The organism is Aeromonas sp. 11P (assembly GCF_051920165.1).
GTDB lineage: Bacteria > Pseudomonadota > Gammaproteobacteria > Enterobacterales > Aeromonadaceae > Aeromonas > Aeromonas veronii.
The window spans coordinates 1220172-1238109 of record NZ_JBQBDJ010000004.1; the positions used below are offsets into that span (position 1 = coordinate 1220172).

Annotated in this window: 12 protein-coding genes and 2 tRNA genes; 10 read left to right on the forward strand and 4 right to left on the reverse strand. The window is 61.3% G+C overall.

Annotated elements, in window-relative coordinates; genetic code table 11:
* Positions 1-87: 87 nt before the first annotated feature.
* Positions 88-2592 (reverse strand): putative bifunctional diguanylate cyclase/phosphodiesterase, encoded by a 2505-nt coding sequence (locus tag ACTG1P_RS05635; RefSeq protein ID WP_440000715.1) that lies wholly within the window; start codon positions 2590-2592, stop codon positions 88-90.
* Between the two features lie 368 nt (positions 2593-2960).
* On the opposite strand from ACTG1P_RS05635, the gene hpf reads away from it, so the two are divergent.
* Positions 2961-3299: a ribosome hibernation-promoting factor, HPF/YfiA family gene (gene hpf / locus ACTG1P_RS05640; protein WP_005334257.1), complete on the forward strand. Its 339-nt coding sequence runs from the start codon at positions 2961-2963 to the stop codon at positions 3297-3299.
* Positions 3300-3411: 112 nt separating this feature from the next.
* Here hpf and ACTG1P_RS05645 read toward each other — a convergent pair whose 3' ends face one another.
* Positions 3412-3921 carry a VC2046/SO_2500 family protein gene (locus ACTG1P_RS05645; protein WP_440000716.1) on the reverse strand — a complete coding sequence of 170 codons (510 nt, stop codon included), beginning with the start codon at positions 3919-3921 and terminating at the stop codon, positions 3412-3414.
* Positions 3922-4045: 124 nt separating this feature from the next.
* On the opposite strand from ACTG1P_RS05645, the gene ACTG1P_RS05650 reads away from it, so the two are divergent.
* Positions 4046-4130 (forward strand) — tRNA-Tyr (locus ACTG1P_RS05650).
* A gap of 34 nt (positions 4131-4164) precedes the next feature.
* Positions 4165-4249, forward strand: a tRNA-Tyr gene (locus tag ACTG1P_RS05655).
* A gap of 177 nt (positions 4250-4426) precedes the next feature.
* Here the strand turns inward: ACTG1P_RS05655 and tamB are convergent.
* Both tamB and tamA read right to left on the reverse strand, forming a co-directional pair.
* On the reverse strand, positions 4427-8227 hold the full coding sequence (tamB, locus tag ACTG1P_RS05660; RefSeq protein WP_440000717.1) for an autotransporter assembly complex protein TamB: 3801 nt from the start codon (positions 8225-8227) through the stop codon (positions 4427-4429).
* 61 nt (positions 8228-8288) lie between these two features.
* Positions 8289-10064 (reverse strand): autotransporter assembly complex protein TamA, encoded by a 1776-nt coding sequence (tamA, locus tag ACTG1P_RS05665; RefSeq protein ID WP_139429391.1) that lies wholly within the window; start codon positions 10062-10064, stop codon positions 8289-8291.
* 515 nt (positions 10065-10579) lie between these two features.
* On the opposite strand from tamA, the gene ACTG1P_RS05670 reads away from it, so the two are divergent.
* The 7 genes from ACTG1P_RS05670 to ACTG1P_RS05700 all read left to right on the forward strand — a co-directional run bounded on the left by ACTG1P_RS05670 (position 10580) and on the right by ACTG1P_RS05700 (position 17933).
* A complete protein-coding gene (locus tag ACTG1P_RS05670) occupies positions 10580-10954 on the forward strand; it encodes a hypothetical protein (RefSeq protein WP_159143464.1) in 375 nt (124 codons plus the stop codon).
* A 133-nt stretch (positions 10955-11087) separates the two neighbouring features.
* Positions 11088-11366 (forward strand): peptidylprolyl isomerase, encoded by a 279-nt coding sequence (locus tag ACTG1P_RS05675; protein WP_033136755.1) that lies wholly within the window; start codon positions 11088-11090, stop codon positions 11364-11366.
* A 179-nt stretch (positions 11367-11545) separates the two neighbouring features.
* Complete coding sequence (locus ACTG1P_RS05680; protein ID WP_128815348.1) at positions 11546-12220, forward strand: DUF1499 domain-containing protein; 675 nt, start codon at positions 11546-11548, stop codon at positions 12218-12220.
* A 25-nt stretch (positions 12221-12245) separates the two neighbouring features.
* Positions 12246-12827: a carboxymuconolactone decarboxylase family protein gene (locus tag ACTG1P_RS05685; protein WP_440000718.1), complete on the forward strand. Its 582-nt coding sequence runs from the start codon at positions 12246-12248 to the stop codon at positions 12825-12827.
* Positions 12827-14980 (forward strand): FAD-dependent oxidoreductase, encoded by a 2154-nt coding sequence (locus ACTG1P_RS05690; protein WP_440000719.1) that lies wholly within the window; start codon positions 12827-12829, stop codon positions 14978-14980. Before ACTG1P_RS05685 ends, ACTG1P_RS05690 begins: the two co-directional genes overlap by 1 nt.
* A 17-nt stretch (positions 14981-14997) precedes the next feature.
* Positions 14998-16221 (forward strand): ABC transporter substrate-binding protein, encoded by a 1224-nt coding sequence (locus tag ACTG1P_RS05695; RefSeq protein ID WP_440000720.1) that lies wholly within the window; start codon positions 14998-15000, stop codon positions 16219-16221.
* Positions 16222-16298: 77 nt separating this feature from the next.
* Complete coding sequence (locus tag ACTG1P_RS05700) at positions 16299-17933, forward strand: ABC transporter permease (protein WP_440000721.1); 1635 nt, start codon at positions 16299-16301, stop codon at positions 17931-17933.
* Positions 17934-17938 lie beyond the last annotated feature (5 nt).

Genomic DNA, 17938 nt, shown 5'->3' on the forward strand with positions numbered 1-17938 from the left:
TTGAGGGCAATACACCGCCCGGTGGCGGTGGGTCTACTGCCTCTCATTCTACCCGTTGCCGAGCAGCGCTACAGCGGGGAGCAGGGACTATTTTTCTGCCTCACTCAGCTGCATTTCGCGCAGTTGCTCCGGTCTGGTCAGCCGCTGTACATATTTCTCCAGATAGGGCACCGGCAGCGGCTTGGAGGCGAGATAGCCCTGATAGAAACTGCACCCCTGCGCCTTAAGAAACTCCAGTTGCTGACGGGACTCCACCCCTTCCGCCGTGACGTTGAACCCCATATGTCGCGCCATGGCGATCACCGCCTCGACGATGGCCATGTTGTCACCATCTTTCGGGATGTCCTGAATGAAGGAGCGGTCGATCTTGAGCTCATCGGCAGGCAGCCGCTTGAGGTAGCTCAGGGAGGAGTAACCGGCGCCAAAATCGTCAATGGCAAAGCTGATGCCGAGCTCTTTGAGCTCGGTCATCTTGCTGATGGTGTCCTCGGCATGACCCAGCACCACGGACTCGGTGATCTCCAGATTGAGGCAGGCCGGATCCATGCCGGTTTGCGCCAGCACATCGTGGATCCGCTCGACAAAATCGGTGGCATGGAACTGCTTGGCACTGACGTTGACCGAGATCTGCGGAATGTGGATGCCGTTCTCCTCCCACAGCACATACTGGGCGCACGCCTCGTGCAGCACCCAGTTGCCGATATCGACAATCAGGTCCGTCTCCTCGGCAATGGGAATAAATTCGGCCGGTGAGACCAGCGAGCGACCGGCCGGCTGCCAGCGAATGAGCGCCTCGACACCGATGATATCGCCGCCATCGACCATATGCTGGGGCTGATAGTAGAGTGTCAGCTCTTGCTGGCTGAGGGCGTTGCGCAATTCGTTGTGAATGAGCAGACGGCGATCCGCCTGCTGCTGCATCGAGGCATCGAAGAAGCGACGGGTCTTGCGGCCAGCGGACTTGGCCTGATACATGGCGGTATCCGCCTGCTTGAGCAGATCATCGACCCCCTGCTCCCGATCCGGAAACAGGGTAATGCCGACACTGGCGCCGATGTGCAGCACTTGCCCCACATAGGTATAAGGAGCGGCAATCTCGGTGATAAGCCGTTCGGCAATGATATCGGCCTGCATCTCCGCCTGGGGCGGGCTGGCCGAGAGCGATGGCAGCAGCAACACAAACTCGTCACCGCCGAGGCGGGCCAGACAATCCCCCTGTCTCACCAACCGTTTGAGACGGGCGGCGACCTCCTTGAGCAGCCAGTCACCGGTGGCATGGCCGAGGGAGTCGTTGATGGTCTTGAAGTGATCGAGATCGATAAAGAGCAGCGCGCCAATCAGACCGTCGCGGGTCGCCTCGTTGAAGGTTTGCACCAGGGTCTCGTGCAACTGACGGCGATTGGGCAATCCGGTCAGCTCGTCGTAATAGGCGAGATCCTGAATGCGCCGCTCGGCCGCCTTGCGCTCGGAGATATCCTCGAAGCAGATGACAAAGTGGCTGATCACCCCTTTTTCATCCTGCACCGGTGTCACTATCTCCCACTGGGGATAGGTGTGACCATCGACATGGCGACGCTGGGTCTCCCCCTGCCAACGGCTGAGGGTATTGAGCTCGTAGCCGAGCCCCCCCAGATTGGGCCAGAGATCCTCTTCCAGATGCAGGCCCAGCACCGACTGGCTGTCGAAGCCGGTGATCTGGCTGAAGGCGTTGTTGACCCGCAGGATCTTGAACCCCGGATCCGTAATGATGATCCCTTCGTGGGTCTCGAATGCAACGGCAGAGAGGCGCATCTGGGCATCGGATTGCAGACGCTCCAGCTCGGCCACCATCCGTACCGAGAAGGTATTGAGCACCGAGGTGAGATTGCTGGTATCTGCCGGGGCCGAATAGAGCAGCGCCAGATGGCCCAGAAGTTGGCCTCTGGCATCAAACAGCGGCTGACCATAATAAGTCTGCCCGGCCGCCAGCCAGGGTTGATACTCCTGCGACTCGTCGATCACCTCGAAACAGATGGCCCCCTGCTTGTAGAGCTCCTGACAGGGGGAGCCCGCCAGCGGATAGTCCTTCTGCGCCAGCCCGTCGGCGGCCAGCACTTTGACCCGGTCGGCACCGCACAACTCCCCCACCCAGACCGCATCCACCTTGAGAATATGAGCCAGCTGGCTGACCAGGGTATTGAAGAAATCGAGCCCGGTTCGGGCAGAGAGCGCCTGCGCCAACTGGGTGAGCAGGGTGGTTTGCAGCAACGGCAAAGAGAGGTTGAGGGAGGAGACAGCACTGTTGGCACTGTCGAGCGGGGCCAGCCAGCCACAGCAGATCTGCTGGGTGGGCACAAACTGGCCGCTCCAGAGCACATGGTTGAGCTGCCCCTGATCATCTTTCAGATGACCGATGAACTGTTCAGGCAGATGTGATTCATGAAGCCGGACGAGAAAGTCGGTAAAACCTGCCTCATCTTCCGGTAACAGGCGAGCGGCCCAGGGATGATTGCCCTCCCCTTGCCACTGCTGGTAGGCCCCCTGATCAGAGAGACTCCACTGATCATGTTGCCGATCGAAAAACCACATGACTTGCGTGGCCTGCTGCTTCATTTACCACTCCAACACAACAACCAACCACGTTTGATGTCCAATCAGGCATAGCAACGCCCCCTGCATCCGCTCATCAGATCAGAGGTTGCGAGGGAAGAGTACAAACATGCGATATCAAGCAGTGGAAACCGGACATGAGGTCGACACGAAGTGCTGCCAAGAAGGGACAGAAACGATCCTATTCCCGTCATACTGCCTGCCAGTTTCATGGAGCTCAAGCTGTTTTTGGCACGAAACCGGAAAAGATCACAATTTATAAGTTGCTGAATAGCCAAGGGAAGGTTATGTGACATGGATCACATTTCAATCTTTACCAATGAGTAATCTGAAGGTGAAGACACAAGCAAGACGACCCGAAGGGGGCCAATATGAAAATCGAAATTACCAGCAAAATCATCGACATCACCCCGGCTATCCGCGAGCGCATCGAATCCCGTTTTGAAAAGCTCGAACGTCTTCAGGTGCCTCTCATCACACCCCATGTGATTGTTTCCAAAGAGCGTCTGATGTTCACTGTCGAAGCCAGTGCTGGCATCCCCAACGGCAAACTGTTTGCCCAGGCAGAGCATGAGGATCTCTACGCCGCCATCAACGAACTGGGGCAAAAACTGGAGCGCCAACTCAACCGTCACACCGAAAAGCCGATTGCCCGTCGTGCCAACGCAGCGCTCAAAGAGCAGCCGCAACCGGATGAAGCTGACGCTTGATTGCATGCCGCAAGGCTAAAAATTCCAAAGAGCATAAAGGCGGGGTCACCCGCCTTTTTGTTGCCTGTGATTTACACCACAAGCGTTGCGTTACGTCAGTGAACAGGCGCCATCAACTGAGCCAGTGCAACCGGGTATCCACCCCCTCTTGCAAACGATTGAGGATCGGCAGCAATACCAGCGGATCCTCCTGGCGTGGCATATCGGCCAGCTTTCCTTGCAACCGCTCCCGCGCCAGCGGCGACAGGTTGTCGTAGACAGCCTCATCCAGCAGCGGTTGTTTGACCGCCAGCGGCGGTGTTTGCAGCGCCAGCCAGAGCCGCACATCCACCATGCTTCCCCCCTGCTGCAGCCGCTCATTGATGGCACTGCAGTCACTCCCCGCCCCTTCAGCCACCAGCACCTCTGCCGGTCTCAGCGCAAAGTGCAGACGCCAGTCACGGCTCTGGGGAGTGGCCACCGGTTTGGCATCAAACCAGGGCTGCTCCTCCACCGCGTCGGTCAGCAGGGCCAGATGCAACCGGAAATCCGCCCGATCCCCATGCTGCAGGTCACGGTTGAGGCGCTGTCCCAACTGGCCCTCATCGACGAGCAGGTGATTACGGATTGAACTGGGCAGCATGAGATAACTCTCGAAAATGGCGATTTCACTGGTTATCGGCCACAAATCCAATTCTTTTAATGGAAAAATCCTGCTTGGGGGTTCACAAAACCGGAAGATCTGTTAGTATGCGCCTCGCACTTGTGGAGGGGTTCCCGAGCGGCCAAAGGGATCAGACTGTAAATCTGACGGCTCTGCCTTCGAAGGTTCGAATCCTTCTCCCTCCACCATTTCAAGTGCGACAATTTGAAAGCAATACCCCGTGGAGGGGTTCCCGAGCGGCCAAAGGGATCAGACTGTAAATCTGACGGCTCTGCCTTCGAAGGTTCGAATCCTTCTCCCTCCACCATCATTCAGAAAACCCGGCTTGGCGCCGGGTTTTCGCATTTATAGCCCGCAGCAATCCATTCTCCCTCTGCACTCCAGTCCCTTATCGCCATTTACCTGCAGCCGATCGCGCAATAAAAAAACGGGAGGCCTGCGCCTCCCGTTTACGTTCATATCAGCCCAGTTACGGGATGAAGCGTTACAGGGTGAAGCGATAGAAGATATCAACCGCCTGAGCCACCCCGCTCATCGCCTGCAGATAGAGCCGTGGCAATACCTCGTAGCGCAGCTTGAATTCGGCGATGGGGCTGAAAACCCCGACCCCGTACTGGAACTGCAAGCCCGGTAGCAGATAGGCCGACAGGGTCACCTGGGTGTTGTCGCCACTGCCCGCGGTATCGAGAGAGACATCGCTCATCCCCAGCGACTCGCCGATACTCGACACCACGCCATTCGCCTGACTCACCGCGCCGGCCACCAGCAGACCGTTGAAACCGCCATCCTCACCGCCGGTCTGCAACCCTTTGCCACGCAGCAGATAGGAGAGCTGTTCCGACTGCGCCATCTGCGGCTCGGAGTAGACAGTGATCTCCGGCTTGCTGGCAGGGCCGGTCACCCGCACCCCGACCGTCACCTGACCCTCGATGGTATCGGGATCCCGGTTGGCCTCGATGTTGAGGAATGGGCGATCCAGCGGACCGGAGAAGAGGATACGCCCCTCCTTGATGATGAGGTTCTGACCATAGGCCTTGAAGCGGCCGTTGGTCAGCACCAGCTGGCCGTTGCCTGCCAGCGGTTTCTCGGGATCCTGACGGATATTGAGACCGCCGGAGACATCGGTCTTCAGTCCCATGGCATCAAGCTTCACATCGTTGCCAAGGCGGATCGCCACCTTCATCGCCAGCGGCAGACTGGCCTGCTTGGGAGCCGGGGGCAGATCGTCATAGACCACGGTCACATCGTCGGAGACCGCCACCGCCGAATCCGGCAGGCTCTTGACCAGAATGCGCGCCCAGGGAATATCCACCTGACCGGTAATGCGGGTCTCTTCACCCAGCGACACCGCGATATCGGGCGAGACTCTGACCCGGCCCATGCCCGGATATTGCGCCTCCAGATCCTTGCCTTGAATGGTGAGGCTGCCGGTCACCGGCATCTTGGCCCAGCTGAGCCAGCCGCCCAACGCCAGCGGTCCCTTGCCCACCAGCATGGAGCCATCGAGCTCGGCGCGGTTGCCCTCGATCTTGAGGCGGGTCACCAGCTTGGTCAGGGTCACCATGTCGGAGTGAGTCTGCACTTCACCGTCACGCAGGTTGAGCTGACCAAACAGCAGTGGCGCCGCCAGCGTGCCGTCGAAACGGGCATCGGCGGAGATGATCCCTTGCAGGGAGCGCACCTCCGGGATCAGTGGCGCGAAGGTATTGAGCTTGAGATCGTCAAACTTGAGCTGACCACCGAGCAGACCGCGACCGGCAGGTTCCCTGATCAGCAAGTCGGTATCGATATTGCCGATCTGCTTCGAGGCAAAATCGAGGCGAATGGCCGCCTGCTGCCGCTCGAAATCCAGAGCCAGAGCCAACTGCTGATAGTCGGTTTTGAGGCCATCGGCCACAAAAGTGCCCGGTGTGGTGCGCACCACCGCATGCAGGGTCGGCTGATTGCCACGCCAGCTGGCGCGGCCATCGGCCGAGAGCATTGCCTGCCAGCGGAAGTTGTCCGGTAACCAGGGGCGCAGCCGCTTGAGATCAAACTCGCTCAGGGCAAACTCCAGAGTGCCCTGGGCAGCGGAGACCTGACTCCCCTTGACGCAGAGGCTGGCCCCCTGGGAGCCGAGGCAGAGATCCCCCATCGCCAGCCGCTGACGCGGCAGATCGAGATCCAGCGCCCACGGGGAACTCAAGTCCCAACGGCGCAGCGGGGTTTTCAGCTGCAACTCGGAGAGCGCCCCGCGCCAGTGATCCCCGCGCACGCCGCCACCCAGTTTGAGGTTGGCGGCAACAGGGTCACCCTTCATGGTCAGAGTCAACAGATGCTGACTGATATCGCCGCTGAGGTTCAGGGCCAGCTGGCTGAGCTTGGTCTCACCCTGTTTCAACTGCGCCACCAACAGCGCGAGCTCACCGGCCGGTTTGGTGCCGATCACCGCATTGCCCTTGAGGCTAATGCCCTTCAGGTCGGTGCCGGCATAGTAGAGCCGGTCGGAGGCGAGATCCGCATCGATTTTTGGCGTCTGCTGATTGCCACTGACCTTCACCTGTCCCTTGATATCCCCTTTCAGGCCGGGATAGATGCCCCCCAGCTGGGGAGCCTGCAGGTTGGCATCGAGCTTCCACTGGGCGCTGCTGATACTGCCCTTGGCCTGCAACTGGTTGGGGCCACTTTGCAGCGAGAGCGCCGGGATCAGCCACTCCATCTTGTCGTTGCCGCTGAGCTCCCCCTTGAGGGCCAGCGGGTACTGGTTGAGCTTGCCATCCACCTTGAGCTTGGGCAGTTTCAGCTCCCAGTGGCCCGCCTCGTTCATCACGAAACGGCTCTCCAGCTCACCGGCCAGCGTCCCTTTCAGCTCAGGCAGCAGCTCGGCCGGATTGATCCCCTTGAACAGGGTGGTTCCCTGCCACTCGATCCCCTTGTTCCAGGCGAGCTTGCCATCGAGCTTCAGCTCCCCCTTGAGGGCATTAAGCTGCAAAGCGATCTTGCTGAGCCGCTCCAGATCCCCCTTCCCGTCCAGTGCAAGCTTGAAGGGGGGGACATCGGTCCCCTTGCCGGAGGTATTGAGGGCAAACTGATAGCCGGAGAGCTTGCCCTTGGCGGTCAGGCTCCCCTTGTCCAACCGATAGCTCGGCTCATCTTTGGCAGGCTTATGAAGAGGCCAGCCGAGGCTCTTCCAGTCGAGGGCCATATCAAAAGGGAGATCCGGGTCGAGAGCGGCCAGCGAGCCCTTGAGATTGGCGACAACCGGTCCCTTGGCCGACAACGCCAGCCCCAGCCTACCGACCGAACCGCTCAGCGCCAGCGTGGCCTGCTCACCCTGCAGCTCGCCATCCAGCAGCCCCTTGCGGGCCTTGGCATCCAGGGTCACCGCCAGCGGGTAGTCGTCACTGAGCTGGATGTGTCCCTTGAGCGCCAGATCGGCCATGGCGTGGCGCAGCGAGAGCTCGCGCACCTCGATGCGATCATCGGCGGCGGTGGCCGACAGCAGCAACTTGTCGAGCCCTTCGATCAGCTCGCCCTGCTTATATTGCACCCGGGTCGCATTGACCCCTTCCAACTGAATGGGGAAAGGAAGATGAATGGCGGGCAGGAGAACGGGGGCAGCCTTTGCCGTGTTCGCAGCTGGCGCCTCTTTGCCTTGGTTGACGGTCTTGGCGCTGGCCTTGTCGGTACGAGCAACCGCAGCACCGGCTTGCTTCTCGTTAGCGGCTGGCTGCTTGGCGGATTTGGCTGCGCTGGCGGGTGCCGCGTCATCCAGCGTCACCTTCAAGTTATCGAGCACCGGGCCGCGCACGATCAGCCCCTTGCGGTTGAGGGTGGCGCCGATATCGAGGGACCCCAGCGTCACAGCCACACCGGGCACTGCCAGAGCGAGATCGGCCACCTTGAGGCTGTCGACCTGGATCTTGAGTGGCAGCGGGCGCCAGACAAAGGGTTCGGAAGGCTCTTCCGGAGCAGGCTCGGAGTCGGCTACCTTGACCACCGGATGGGTCACCGCCAGGGATTTTATCCAGAGCTTGCCCTGCAGCAATTTGCCGAGATCCCAGTCGAGCACGGCGCGATCCACCGTCACATCCACCAGCTCATCCTGCCAGCCCGCCCCTTCCAGGGTCCAGCCATAGCCAAGCTGACCGGCCACCAGCTCACCCTTGAGAGAGGGCAGCGCCCCCTTGGCCTGTTGCCACAGCCACTTGTTGCCCTGATGGGTAAAGCCCAGCAGGCTGACGCCGATGAGCAGCAGGAACACCAGCCCCATCAGCCAGAGAAAAATGCGTTTTAGCCAGATCACAATGCAGACCCCCGCGCAAGATACAGCCGCAGCGGCCAAAGAAAAAAGCGTTTAGACAACATCATAATTCAGGCCCCAATGCGAAATGCAGCCGCAAGGGCTTGTCCTCCTCCGATACCCCGACCGCCAGATCCAGCCTAACCTGACCGATGGGGGTGACCCAACGCACACCGACGCCGGTACCTATTTTCCAGGGCTCGCTGTAATCGGTGGTGGAGGTGCCGCCATCCACAAACATGGCCCCCAGCCACTTCTCGCTGAAGCGGTAGTTGTATTCCAGACTGGCCACGCTGGTGTAGCGGCCACCGGTCAGCTTGCCATCCGGCCCGGTGGGGGAGATGCTCTCGTAACCAAAGCCGCGCACCGTCTGATCGCCACCGGTAAAGAAGCGCAAAGACGGCGGCACCAGCGAGAAGCTGTCACCTATGATGGCCCCCTGCTCGGCCCGCATCAGGAATCTGTGGTTATCGCCAAGAGTTCGCAGCCACTTGCTGCGTCCCCACACCCGCATAAAGCTGATGTCAGAACCCCATCTGGGATCGGAGAACTCCAGCGTCAGCTGCTGGCGATCCCCCCAATCGGGTACCAGGGTGCCGCGCACCCGCAGTCGGGACCAGGAGACCCCAGGGATCAGCAGCAAGCTGTTCCCCTCGTCGGCACCCTGGGTATAGATCTCGTTCTCCAGCCGGATAAAGACGTCCCGATCCCAGCTCTCCGGCCGTCGCGTCCAGCGGTGCACACCGATGGTAGTGAGATCGGAGCGGGTATCGTTGTTGTCCTTGTACTGGTAACCGGTCTGGATGGAGTAGTAGTCCCGCAGCGGGTTACCCACCGGGATCTGATAGTCGAAGCTGAGCTCTGCCTCCGGCGCAGACACCTTGGCGGTGGCAAAGAGACGGTGGCCATAGCGGTTGACCCAGGGCTTCTCCCAGGTGGCACTCATCCGCGGCCCCACGTCGGTGGCATAACCGATACCGGTCTCAATTTCGTGATCGACCCGGTTATCCAGCGTCACCGCGATGGGTACCCGATAGTTGCTCGCCTCGCTCAATACCGGCTTGATATCGACCTGACGGAACAGCTTGGTGGAGGAGACATCCTGCGACATCTCGGCCAGACGGATGGCGAGATAGGGGTCGCCGCTCTTGATGTTGATAAGCGGGCGAATAAGGTGAAGCGCTTCGGGGGTGGCATCGTAGCGGATCTCGCCAAAACGGTAGCGATGGCCCGATTCGAACAGAATAAAGATCTCTGCCGTCCCCTTGTCCGGGAACACCTTGACCTGACTCTTGCTCAGCTTGGCATCAAAGTAACCGCGGGCCAGTCCAAGGCTGCCGAGATCGGCCTTGATGGATTCATATTTGGCGTGATTGAGGGGCTCACCCTCTTTGAGGGGCAACTTGTCCAGCAGGGCGCTGTAAAGCTCGTCGCTGCCCGCATCCCCCTCCAGCAGAATATCGAGGCGGGAGACGATGACCGGCTCCCCCTTGTCCACCTCAATCACCACTTTGGACGGGGTTTTCTTGTCGCGACTCAGGGTGATTTTCGGCTGGTAGTAGCCATATACCTGCAGCGCCTTTTGCACGCTCTCGGTGATTTTGGCTCGAGCCGGGCGGTATTGCCGCTCCTGATAGACCGGCAGGGCATTGAGGTAGGCTTCAACGTTATCCTTGTTCTCCCCTTTCAACCCCTTGACCTGATAGGTGAGCTTGGCGGCAAACGCGGGTGAGGCCAGCAGCGACAGCAACAGGCCCACCCCCAGAACCCGCAGGCCGCGGCGAAACGCAGGGCCGGACAGTAAACGCCCTGCCAGCAGGGATGAAATGCATCCTGTCAAAGGTCAATATTCCTGAATCTGTGGTGAAGGAAACCAGCGCCCCTTCGGGCCAACCCCGAATGCGGCGCAGCACGCCATGCAGTGCATGGCCGTGACACAATAATGCGCGCCAGAAAAATGGCGAACCTTATCCTAACATAGGCATCGGCCAGCGACAGCGCGGTGCCATTGGCAAATTCGCCATATCTTTTAAGAGGTTGACCACAAATCACACATTTTGGTGACAATGACGACGCCCCGCTTTCCCGATGGGAGCGAGCTGACCTGCCCTGAATAAGGCTCACCCCGCCATCAGGCACCATTTGTCACCTCTCCCCCTCTCTTTACAGCCAGAAACCCACCACGACAGAGTTTGTCGGCATCGCCCCATCATCACGGTTTAACAGGCCCGGCACACGCCAAAGCCCGCCGTAGCGGGTGATTAAGAATTGCTCGTTCAGCGCAATCGAATTATCCCGCTGCCTTTGCGAACGTCCCTCCCTCACACTTGAACCATCAACTGAAGGAGACACATCATGCATGCACGTAGCGAACAGATGGCTGACTATATTGCCGATCGTCTCGAGTTCATCACCTTTCTCGCCTGTTGCAGCGCCCTGCTGGCCCTGCTGACCGGCATGAGTGGCCAGCAGGCGCTGGCCTTTACCGCCCTGAACCTGCCGTTTGGCCTCGGCATTTTGCTGGCGATGGCGCTGCTGGCCCCCCTGCCCGCCCACTGGCGGCTGCCGGGAGTCGCCTTGCTGCTGGCAGGTTGCGCCCTGATGACCCTGCAACTGGGGGGAGAGTGGCTCAATCCGCTGGCCATCTGGAGCCTCTACGCCCTGCTCGGTCTGGAGATCATCTGGCAAGCGCGTCCCCGCGCCGTGCTGGCCACCCGCGCTCGCCAGTAACAGGGCTGACGATCGCCGGTAAATGGCGGGTTGTGATGGCTGACGCCGGTGGCAAATTGGGGTACTCTTGCGCCCCGATTTGCTACCCCCCTTGGCGTTAACAACCTTCGCCATCACTCCCAGGAGCGCCCCGATGAAAAAAGCCTGTGCCCAGCACATTCTGGTCAAGACCGAAAAACAGTGTCTGGAGATCAAGGAGAAGATCGAGAAGGGAGCCGACTTCGGCCAGATGGCCAAGCGCTTCTCCACCTGCGCCTCTTCAAAACGCAGCGGCGATCTGGGGGAGTTCAATAAAGGGGATATGGTCAAGCCCTTTGACGATGCCGTCTTCAAGGGTGAACTGCTCAAGGTGCTGGGACCGGTGCGCACCAAGTTCGGCTTTCATCTGATTAAAGTGCTCTATCGCAACTAAGTCATCGCAACTGACCATTTTCTCGGTGAAGCTCCCGTCAGGCTGGCTTCACCGACCTCTGCATCTCCCTCGCAAAACTGGCCAAAACCACGCCAGACTCGCATCAATTTACTAACGTTATCAGGCAATTAAGTTTATCCTTCTCGGCATTGTCCACATTCGACGATGGATCCCGTGCTATGCCCCGCTCTTGCTTGTGGCCCCTGCTGGCCTGGTTACTCCCGCTCGCTGGCGCCCTCGGCAGCCGCTTTCATCTCTGGCCCTGGTGGATCGGTTTTGCGATCTGTCTCATCGGAGCCCTTGTCTCCCTGATCTTGCTGGTACGCCTGCCCTGGAGCCGCAACCGCTACGCCTGCGGCCTTGGCGCCTTGCCGCTACTGCTGCCGCTGACATTTGTGGCACAGGCGCTGCGGATGCCGCTGATCAACGATGTGAGCACAGATCCCTACAATCCCCCCCAGCTACGCTGGGCGGCAGAGCTGAGAACGGCGCAGGATCTGCCAATAAATAGCGCACCGCTGAAAGCAGTTGAGGCAAAACCCGGTCCTCTCTTTACCAGGGCCTCTCCTGCCGAAGTGGTGATTGAAGCCAACGAACTGATGCAGGAGCTGGGCTGGCAGGTACGACCCAGCCCGGATGGTCTGGATGCAGTGGTCACCACCGGCTGGTTCGGCTTTCAGGATGATGTGGCGCTGCGGGTCTTTGCCGGCCCCAAAGAGACTCGCATCGATATGCGATCAGCCTCCCGTCAGGGGCAAAGCGATCTGGGCACCAACCGGGCGCGGATCGAGGATTTCCTGACCCGCCTGAACGAGCGACTCGGTCAGGCCTACAAACCCAATTTGAAACCGTAAGTGTGAAACGACAAGAAGGTAACTGATGCGTGTTGAGGTCAAACCCGACCGGGAATATGCCTGGTTTATCCGCCCCTTTTTCTGGCTGCAAAAGCGCAACTATGGTCAGGTGCTTATTCCGGGCAAGTGCTGGGGCCGCTCGCCGCGCCTCTTTGCCGCCGTCGCCACCCTCTACGGCGTCATCAACCGCAAGCGCTCCCCCATCGACCCCGTGCTGCGTTCTCTGGTGACGGTGCGGGTCTCCCAGCTCAACTGGTGTCGTTTTTGCGTCGACATCAATGCCATGACCCTGGTAAAGAGAGCCGGCTCCAGCGAGAAGGTGGAGGCGCTGGCCAACTGGCGCGTAAGCCCCTTGTTCGACGAGCGGGAAAAAGCAGTGCTCGACTACACCGAAGCGATGACTGGCCTCGATGGGGTCAGCGATGAACAGGCGGCCCACCTCAAGCTCTGGTTCGATGACGATGCCATGGTGGAGTTGACCGGTCTTATCGCCTTCCAGAACATGTCGGCCAAGTTCAACGCCGCCCTCGATATCGCGCCGCAGGGCTTCTGCCAGCTGCCGGTGCAACCGGAACGCCCTGCCCAGCCCGACAGCAAGGACGCCTGATGAACCGGACCCGCCTGCTGCTTGCACTGGTGATGGGGAGCCTTATCGGCACCTTTTTTGCCCTCGATCTCGGTCGTTATCTCACTCTGGACGCCTTGCAGGCCCAGCAGGCGGCAGTGGCGCAATGGGTCGACAGCCACTTTGTCTCGGCCAGCCTGCTGTTCGTGCTTATCTATGTGCTGAGCACCGCCCTCTCCCTGCCCGGTGCCAGCCTGCTCACCCTGGGTGGCAGCGCTGTGTTCGGCGTCGCTTGGGGGCTGCTGCTGGTCTCCTTTGCCAGCACCATAGGCGCGACCCTGGCCTTTCTCAGCGCCCGCTTTCTGCTGCGCGACTGGGTCACCGTCCGCTTTGGCGACAAGCTGGCCACCTTTCAGTCCGGCATGGCGAAGGAGGGGGCCTTCTATCTGCTCAGCCTGCGCCTCATCCCCATCTTCCCCTTCTTTTTGGTCAATCTGCTGATGGGGCTCACCCCCATCAGAGTCAGCACCTACTACTGGGTCAGCCAGCTTGGCATGCTGCCCGGCACCTTCGTCTATGTGCTGGCGGGCAGCGAGATTGGCCAGTTAACCAGCACAGGCAATATCCTCTCCCCCGGCCTGATGGTCGCGCTGACCCTGCTGGGGCTGATGCCCTGGCTGGTCAAGAAATTAACCACACACCTCGCCCAACTGCGCCTGCTCGCCCCTTACCGTAAACCCGCTCGCTATGACTACAACCTGCTGGTGATCGGTGCGGGCGCCGGTGGGTTGGTCACCAGCTATATCGCGGCAGCGGTGAAGGCCAAGGTGGCGCTCATCGAGAAGCACAAGATGGGGGGCGATTGCCTCAACAGCGGCTGTGTCCCCTCCAAGGCGCTGATCCGAAGCGCCCGCTTTGCCGTAGAGCAGCGCAAGGCCGACGAGCTGGGCTTTAGCCCAAGCCACTCCCGTGCCGATTTTGCCGCTGTGATGGAGCGGGTGGCTGAGGTGATCAAGGAGGTCGAGCCCCACGACTCCATCGAACGCTATCAGGGGCTTGGAGTGGAGTGCATAGAAGGGGAGGCGCGGCTGGTCTCCCCCTGGGAGGTGGAGGTGAACGGCCAGCGCCTTGCCAGCCGTCATATCGTTATCGCCACCGGCGCCCGGCCGCTGGTGCCCAAGCTGCCGGGGCTGGATCAGGTGCCTTACCTCACCTCGGATAGCCTCTGGCAGTTGCGTACCCCGCCGCGCCGCCTGCTGGTGCTGGGCGGCGGCCCCATCGGCTGCGAACTGGCCCAAAGCTTCGCCCTGCTCGGCATTCCCGTGACCTTGGTGGAACTCTCGGAGCAACTACTGCCCCGCGAAGAGAGAGAGGTAGCCGACGCCCTGGCCGGGCAGATGAGCCGAGATGGCGTGCAGCTACTCACCGGCTGGCGCGCCGAACGAGCCGACTATCTGCCCGCAGCCGAGGGGGCTCTCCCTATCCGACTGCAACTGCGCCGGGGCGATGAGACGCAGGTGGTGGAAGGGGATCAGCTGCTGCTGGCACTGGGTCGGGTCGCCAATGTGAGCGGCTTCGGGCTCGAAGCGTTGGGGGTCGAGCTTGCCCCCCGCGGCACCATAGCGGTCGATGGCTTCCTTGCCACCAACTTCCCCAGCATACTGGCGGTAGGAGACGTAGCGGGCCCTTACCAGTTCACCCACTTTGCCGCCCATCAGGCCTGGTATGCGGCGGTCAATGCCCTGTTTGGCCAGTTCAAGCGCTTTCGGGCCGACTATCGGGTCATTCCGGCGGCCACCTACACCACGCCGGAGATTGCCCGGGTTGGCCTCAATCGCAAGGAGGCCGAGGCGCAGGGAATTCCCTTCGAGGCGACCCGCTTCGAGCTGGCCGAGCTGGATCGCGCCATCGCCGATGGCGAGCGCCACGGTTTTGTCGAGGTGCTGACCGTGCCGGGCAAGGATACTATCCTTGGCGCCACCATAGTGGGCACTCACGCCGGTGAGCGGATTGCCGAGTTCGTGCTCGCCATGCGTCACAGCCTCGGCCTAGGCAAGATCCTCGGCACCATTCACGCCTATCCGACCCTGATGGAGGGGAACAAATACGTGGCGGGTGAATGGAAACGGGCCCACCAGCCCACCCGGGTGCTGGCGTTGCTGGCCCGTTATCACCGCTGGCGCCGTGGCGCCTGACAACCAGAGAAACGTTTATGCTCAAGCCATTCTCACAGCTCTGCTCACACCTCAACTCACACTGCAGATCTCGGCTCAAACAGCGGCTAAATGCGCTGCTGTGCGCCCTGCCCCTGCTGGCCAGCGGCCCGCTGTTGGCGGCCAACCCAGACGATAACTGGCAACGGACCCTTGAGGAGGCGAAGGGACAGACCGTCTACTTCAACGCCTGGGGCGGCAGCCCGGAGATCAACGCCTATCTGGTGTGGGCTGGGCAGGAGCTGGCGCGCGACTATCAGGTCAAACTGGTGCAGGTGAAGGTGGATGACATTGCCCAGAGCGTCAGCCAGTTGCTGGCCAACAAGCAGGCGGGCAAGCAAGCTGGCGGCCCCATCGATCTGCTCTGGGTCAACGGCGAGAACTTCAAGGCGCTCAAGGAGCAGGGGCTGCTCGGCGCTCCCTTTACCGCCGAGCTGCCCAACATGGCACTGGTAGACAGCACCCTGCCGGTGAGTGAGGACTTCACCCTGCCGGTGGAAGGACTGGAAGCCCCCTGGGGCATCGGCCAGCTCAATCTGATGGTCGACACCGAAGAGGTCGCCAGCCCGCCCACTTCGGCAGCAGCTCTGCTGGCGTGGGCCAAGGCCCATCCCGGCCGCTTCACCTATCCCAAGCCGCCCCAGTTCCATGGCTCCAGCTTTCTCAAGCAGATCCTGCTGGAGTTGACGCCAAACCCCGCCCCCCTCTATCGGGAGGCGACCGAGAGCGATTTTGCCAAGCTCACAGCCCCGCTCTGGGCCTGGCTCGATGAGCTGCATCCGGTACTCTGGCGCAAGGGAAAACTGTTCCCCACCAGCGCTGCCGAGACCCGCCAACTGCTCGATGATGGCGAACTGGCCATGGCCATCAGCTTCAATCCGCAGGAGGCGCAAAGCGCCGCCCAGATTGGCGCCCTGCCCCCCAGCGTGGAGGCTGTCGCCATGAAAAAAGGGGCGCTCACCAACAGCCATTTTCTCGCCATCCCCTTCAACGCCAGTGCCCGTGCGGGTGCCAAGGTGGTGGCCAACTTCCTGCTAAGCCCGGCGGCGCAGGCGCGCAAGGCCAATCCGGCCTTCTGGGGTGATCCCAGCGTGCTGCGGGCCGATGCCCTGCCTGACTCCGCCAAGGGGCAACCGGCACTGCGCTTCAAAGCGGTGGCCGAGCCTCACCCAAGCTGGCAGCTCAAGCTGGAAGCGGCCTGGGCCGAGCGTTACGGCCACTGATGAGTGCCACTGGTCACCCGCATTCCTGCTCCCGACCGTGGCGTCGGTTGACACGCCACCCCAGTATGAGTACGGGGATGGCGGTCATTTATCTGGCGATCTTCGTCATCCCATTGCTGGCGGGGCTGTGGCAACTGCTGGCGGAGGGGATGACCGCCTCTCATCTTGCCTTGCTGCTGACCCAGCCAGGCCTCTGGCACTCCGCTGCGCTGAGCCTGTGGATTGGCGCCGCCTCCACCCTTGGCAGCCTGCTGTTGACCGCCCTGCTGCTGGCCCACAGCAACAGCCGGGCTTTCGGGCTGCTCCGTCGCCTGCTCTCGCCCATGCTGGCTATGCCCCACGTCGCCTTTGCCATCGGCTTTGCCTTTTTGCTCGCCCCCTCCGGCTGGCTGCTGCGGCTCGTCTCGCCAGCGCTGACGGGGTTTGATCTCCCCCCCGATTGGCAGACCATCCGCGACCCTTGGGGGCTCGGGCTGATTGCACTGCTCGTTCTCAAAGAGACCCCCTTTTTGCTGCTGATGGCCATGGCCGCACAGCAACCCATCCAGCTGGCACGCCAGCAGTGGCTGGGGGCGAGCCTTGGCTTTAGCGCCCCACAGATCTGGTGGCGCCTGCTGCTGCCCGCCCTCTGGCCCGCCCTGCGCCTGCCCATCTATGCGGTGGCAGCCTATGGAGTGGCGGTGGTGGATCTGGCCCAACTGCTCGGGCCTGACACCCCCGCCCCGCTGGCGGTGCGGTTGTGGCTCTGGTATCAGGACCCGGATCTACTCTGGCGCGGCGCCACCGCCAGCGGCGCCCTGCTGCTGCTCGTCATCACGGCGCTGCTGATCGCCCTGCTCAGATTACTGGAGTGGCTTCATCAAGAGATGGGCAAAGGCTGCTGGCTCGATGGCAAACGGGCTGCGTCCCACTCCTTTGCCAACCGGCTCGCAGCAGGCTCTGCACTCACTCTGATCACCCTTAATCTGGCGGTGCTGGCGGCCCTGCTGCTCTGGTCACTGGCGCGCCGTTGGCCCTTTCCCTCCCTCTGGCCCAGCCAGTGGAGCAGTCACTACTGGCTGGATCTGCTGCCAACCCTGCTGCCACTGCTGGTAACCAGCGCACTGCTGGCGCTGGTGAGCGGCTTGCTGGCACTGGTGATGGCGGTGCTGAGTCTGGAGGCGCAAGCCGGGCGCCGCCCCTGGCCGCTCTGGCTTATCTGCCTGCCGCTGTTGCTGCCACAGGCGAGCCTGCTGTTTGGCATCCGGCTCGGGCTGGACTGGCTTGCACATGACTCGATAAGCAGCGGTATTGGCTGGGGCTGGGTGCTCTGGAGCCAGCTGCTGTTTGTCTTTCCCTATGTCTATTTGTGCCTGGACGGCCCCTATCGCCAGTTCGATCCGCGGATCACCCAAAGCGCCCTGCTGCTGGGGGCCACGCCGTGGCGAGCCTGGTGGCAGGTGAAAGCGCCACTGCTGGCGCGCCCGCTGCTGTTTGCCTTCGGCGTCGGGGCGGCGGTGAGTTTGGCCCAGTATCTGCCGACCCTGCTCTTTGGCGCAGGCAGAGTGGTCACCATCACCACGGAAGCGGTGGCCATCGGCAGCGGCCTCAACCGGCGGCTGGCGGGGCTCTACGGCCTGCTGCAACTGCTGTTGCCACTCGTTATCTATCTGCTGGCGCTCTGGCTGCCGGCGCGGATCAATCCGGCGCTCAAGGGGGGCGCCTCACGATGAACTCT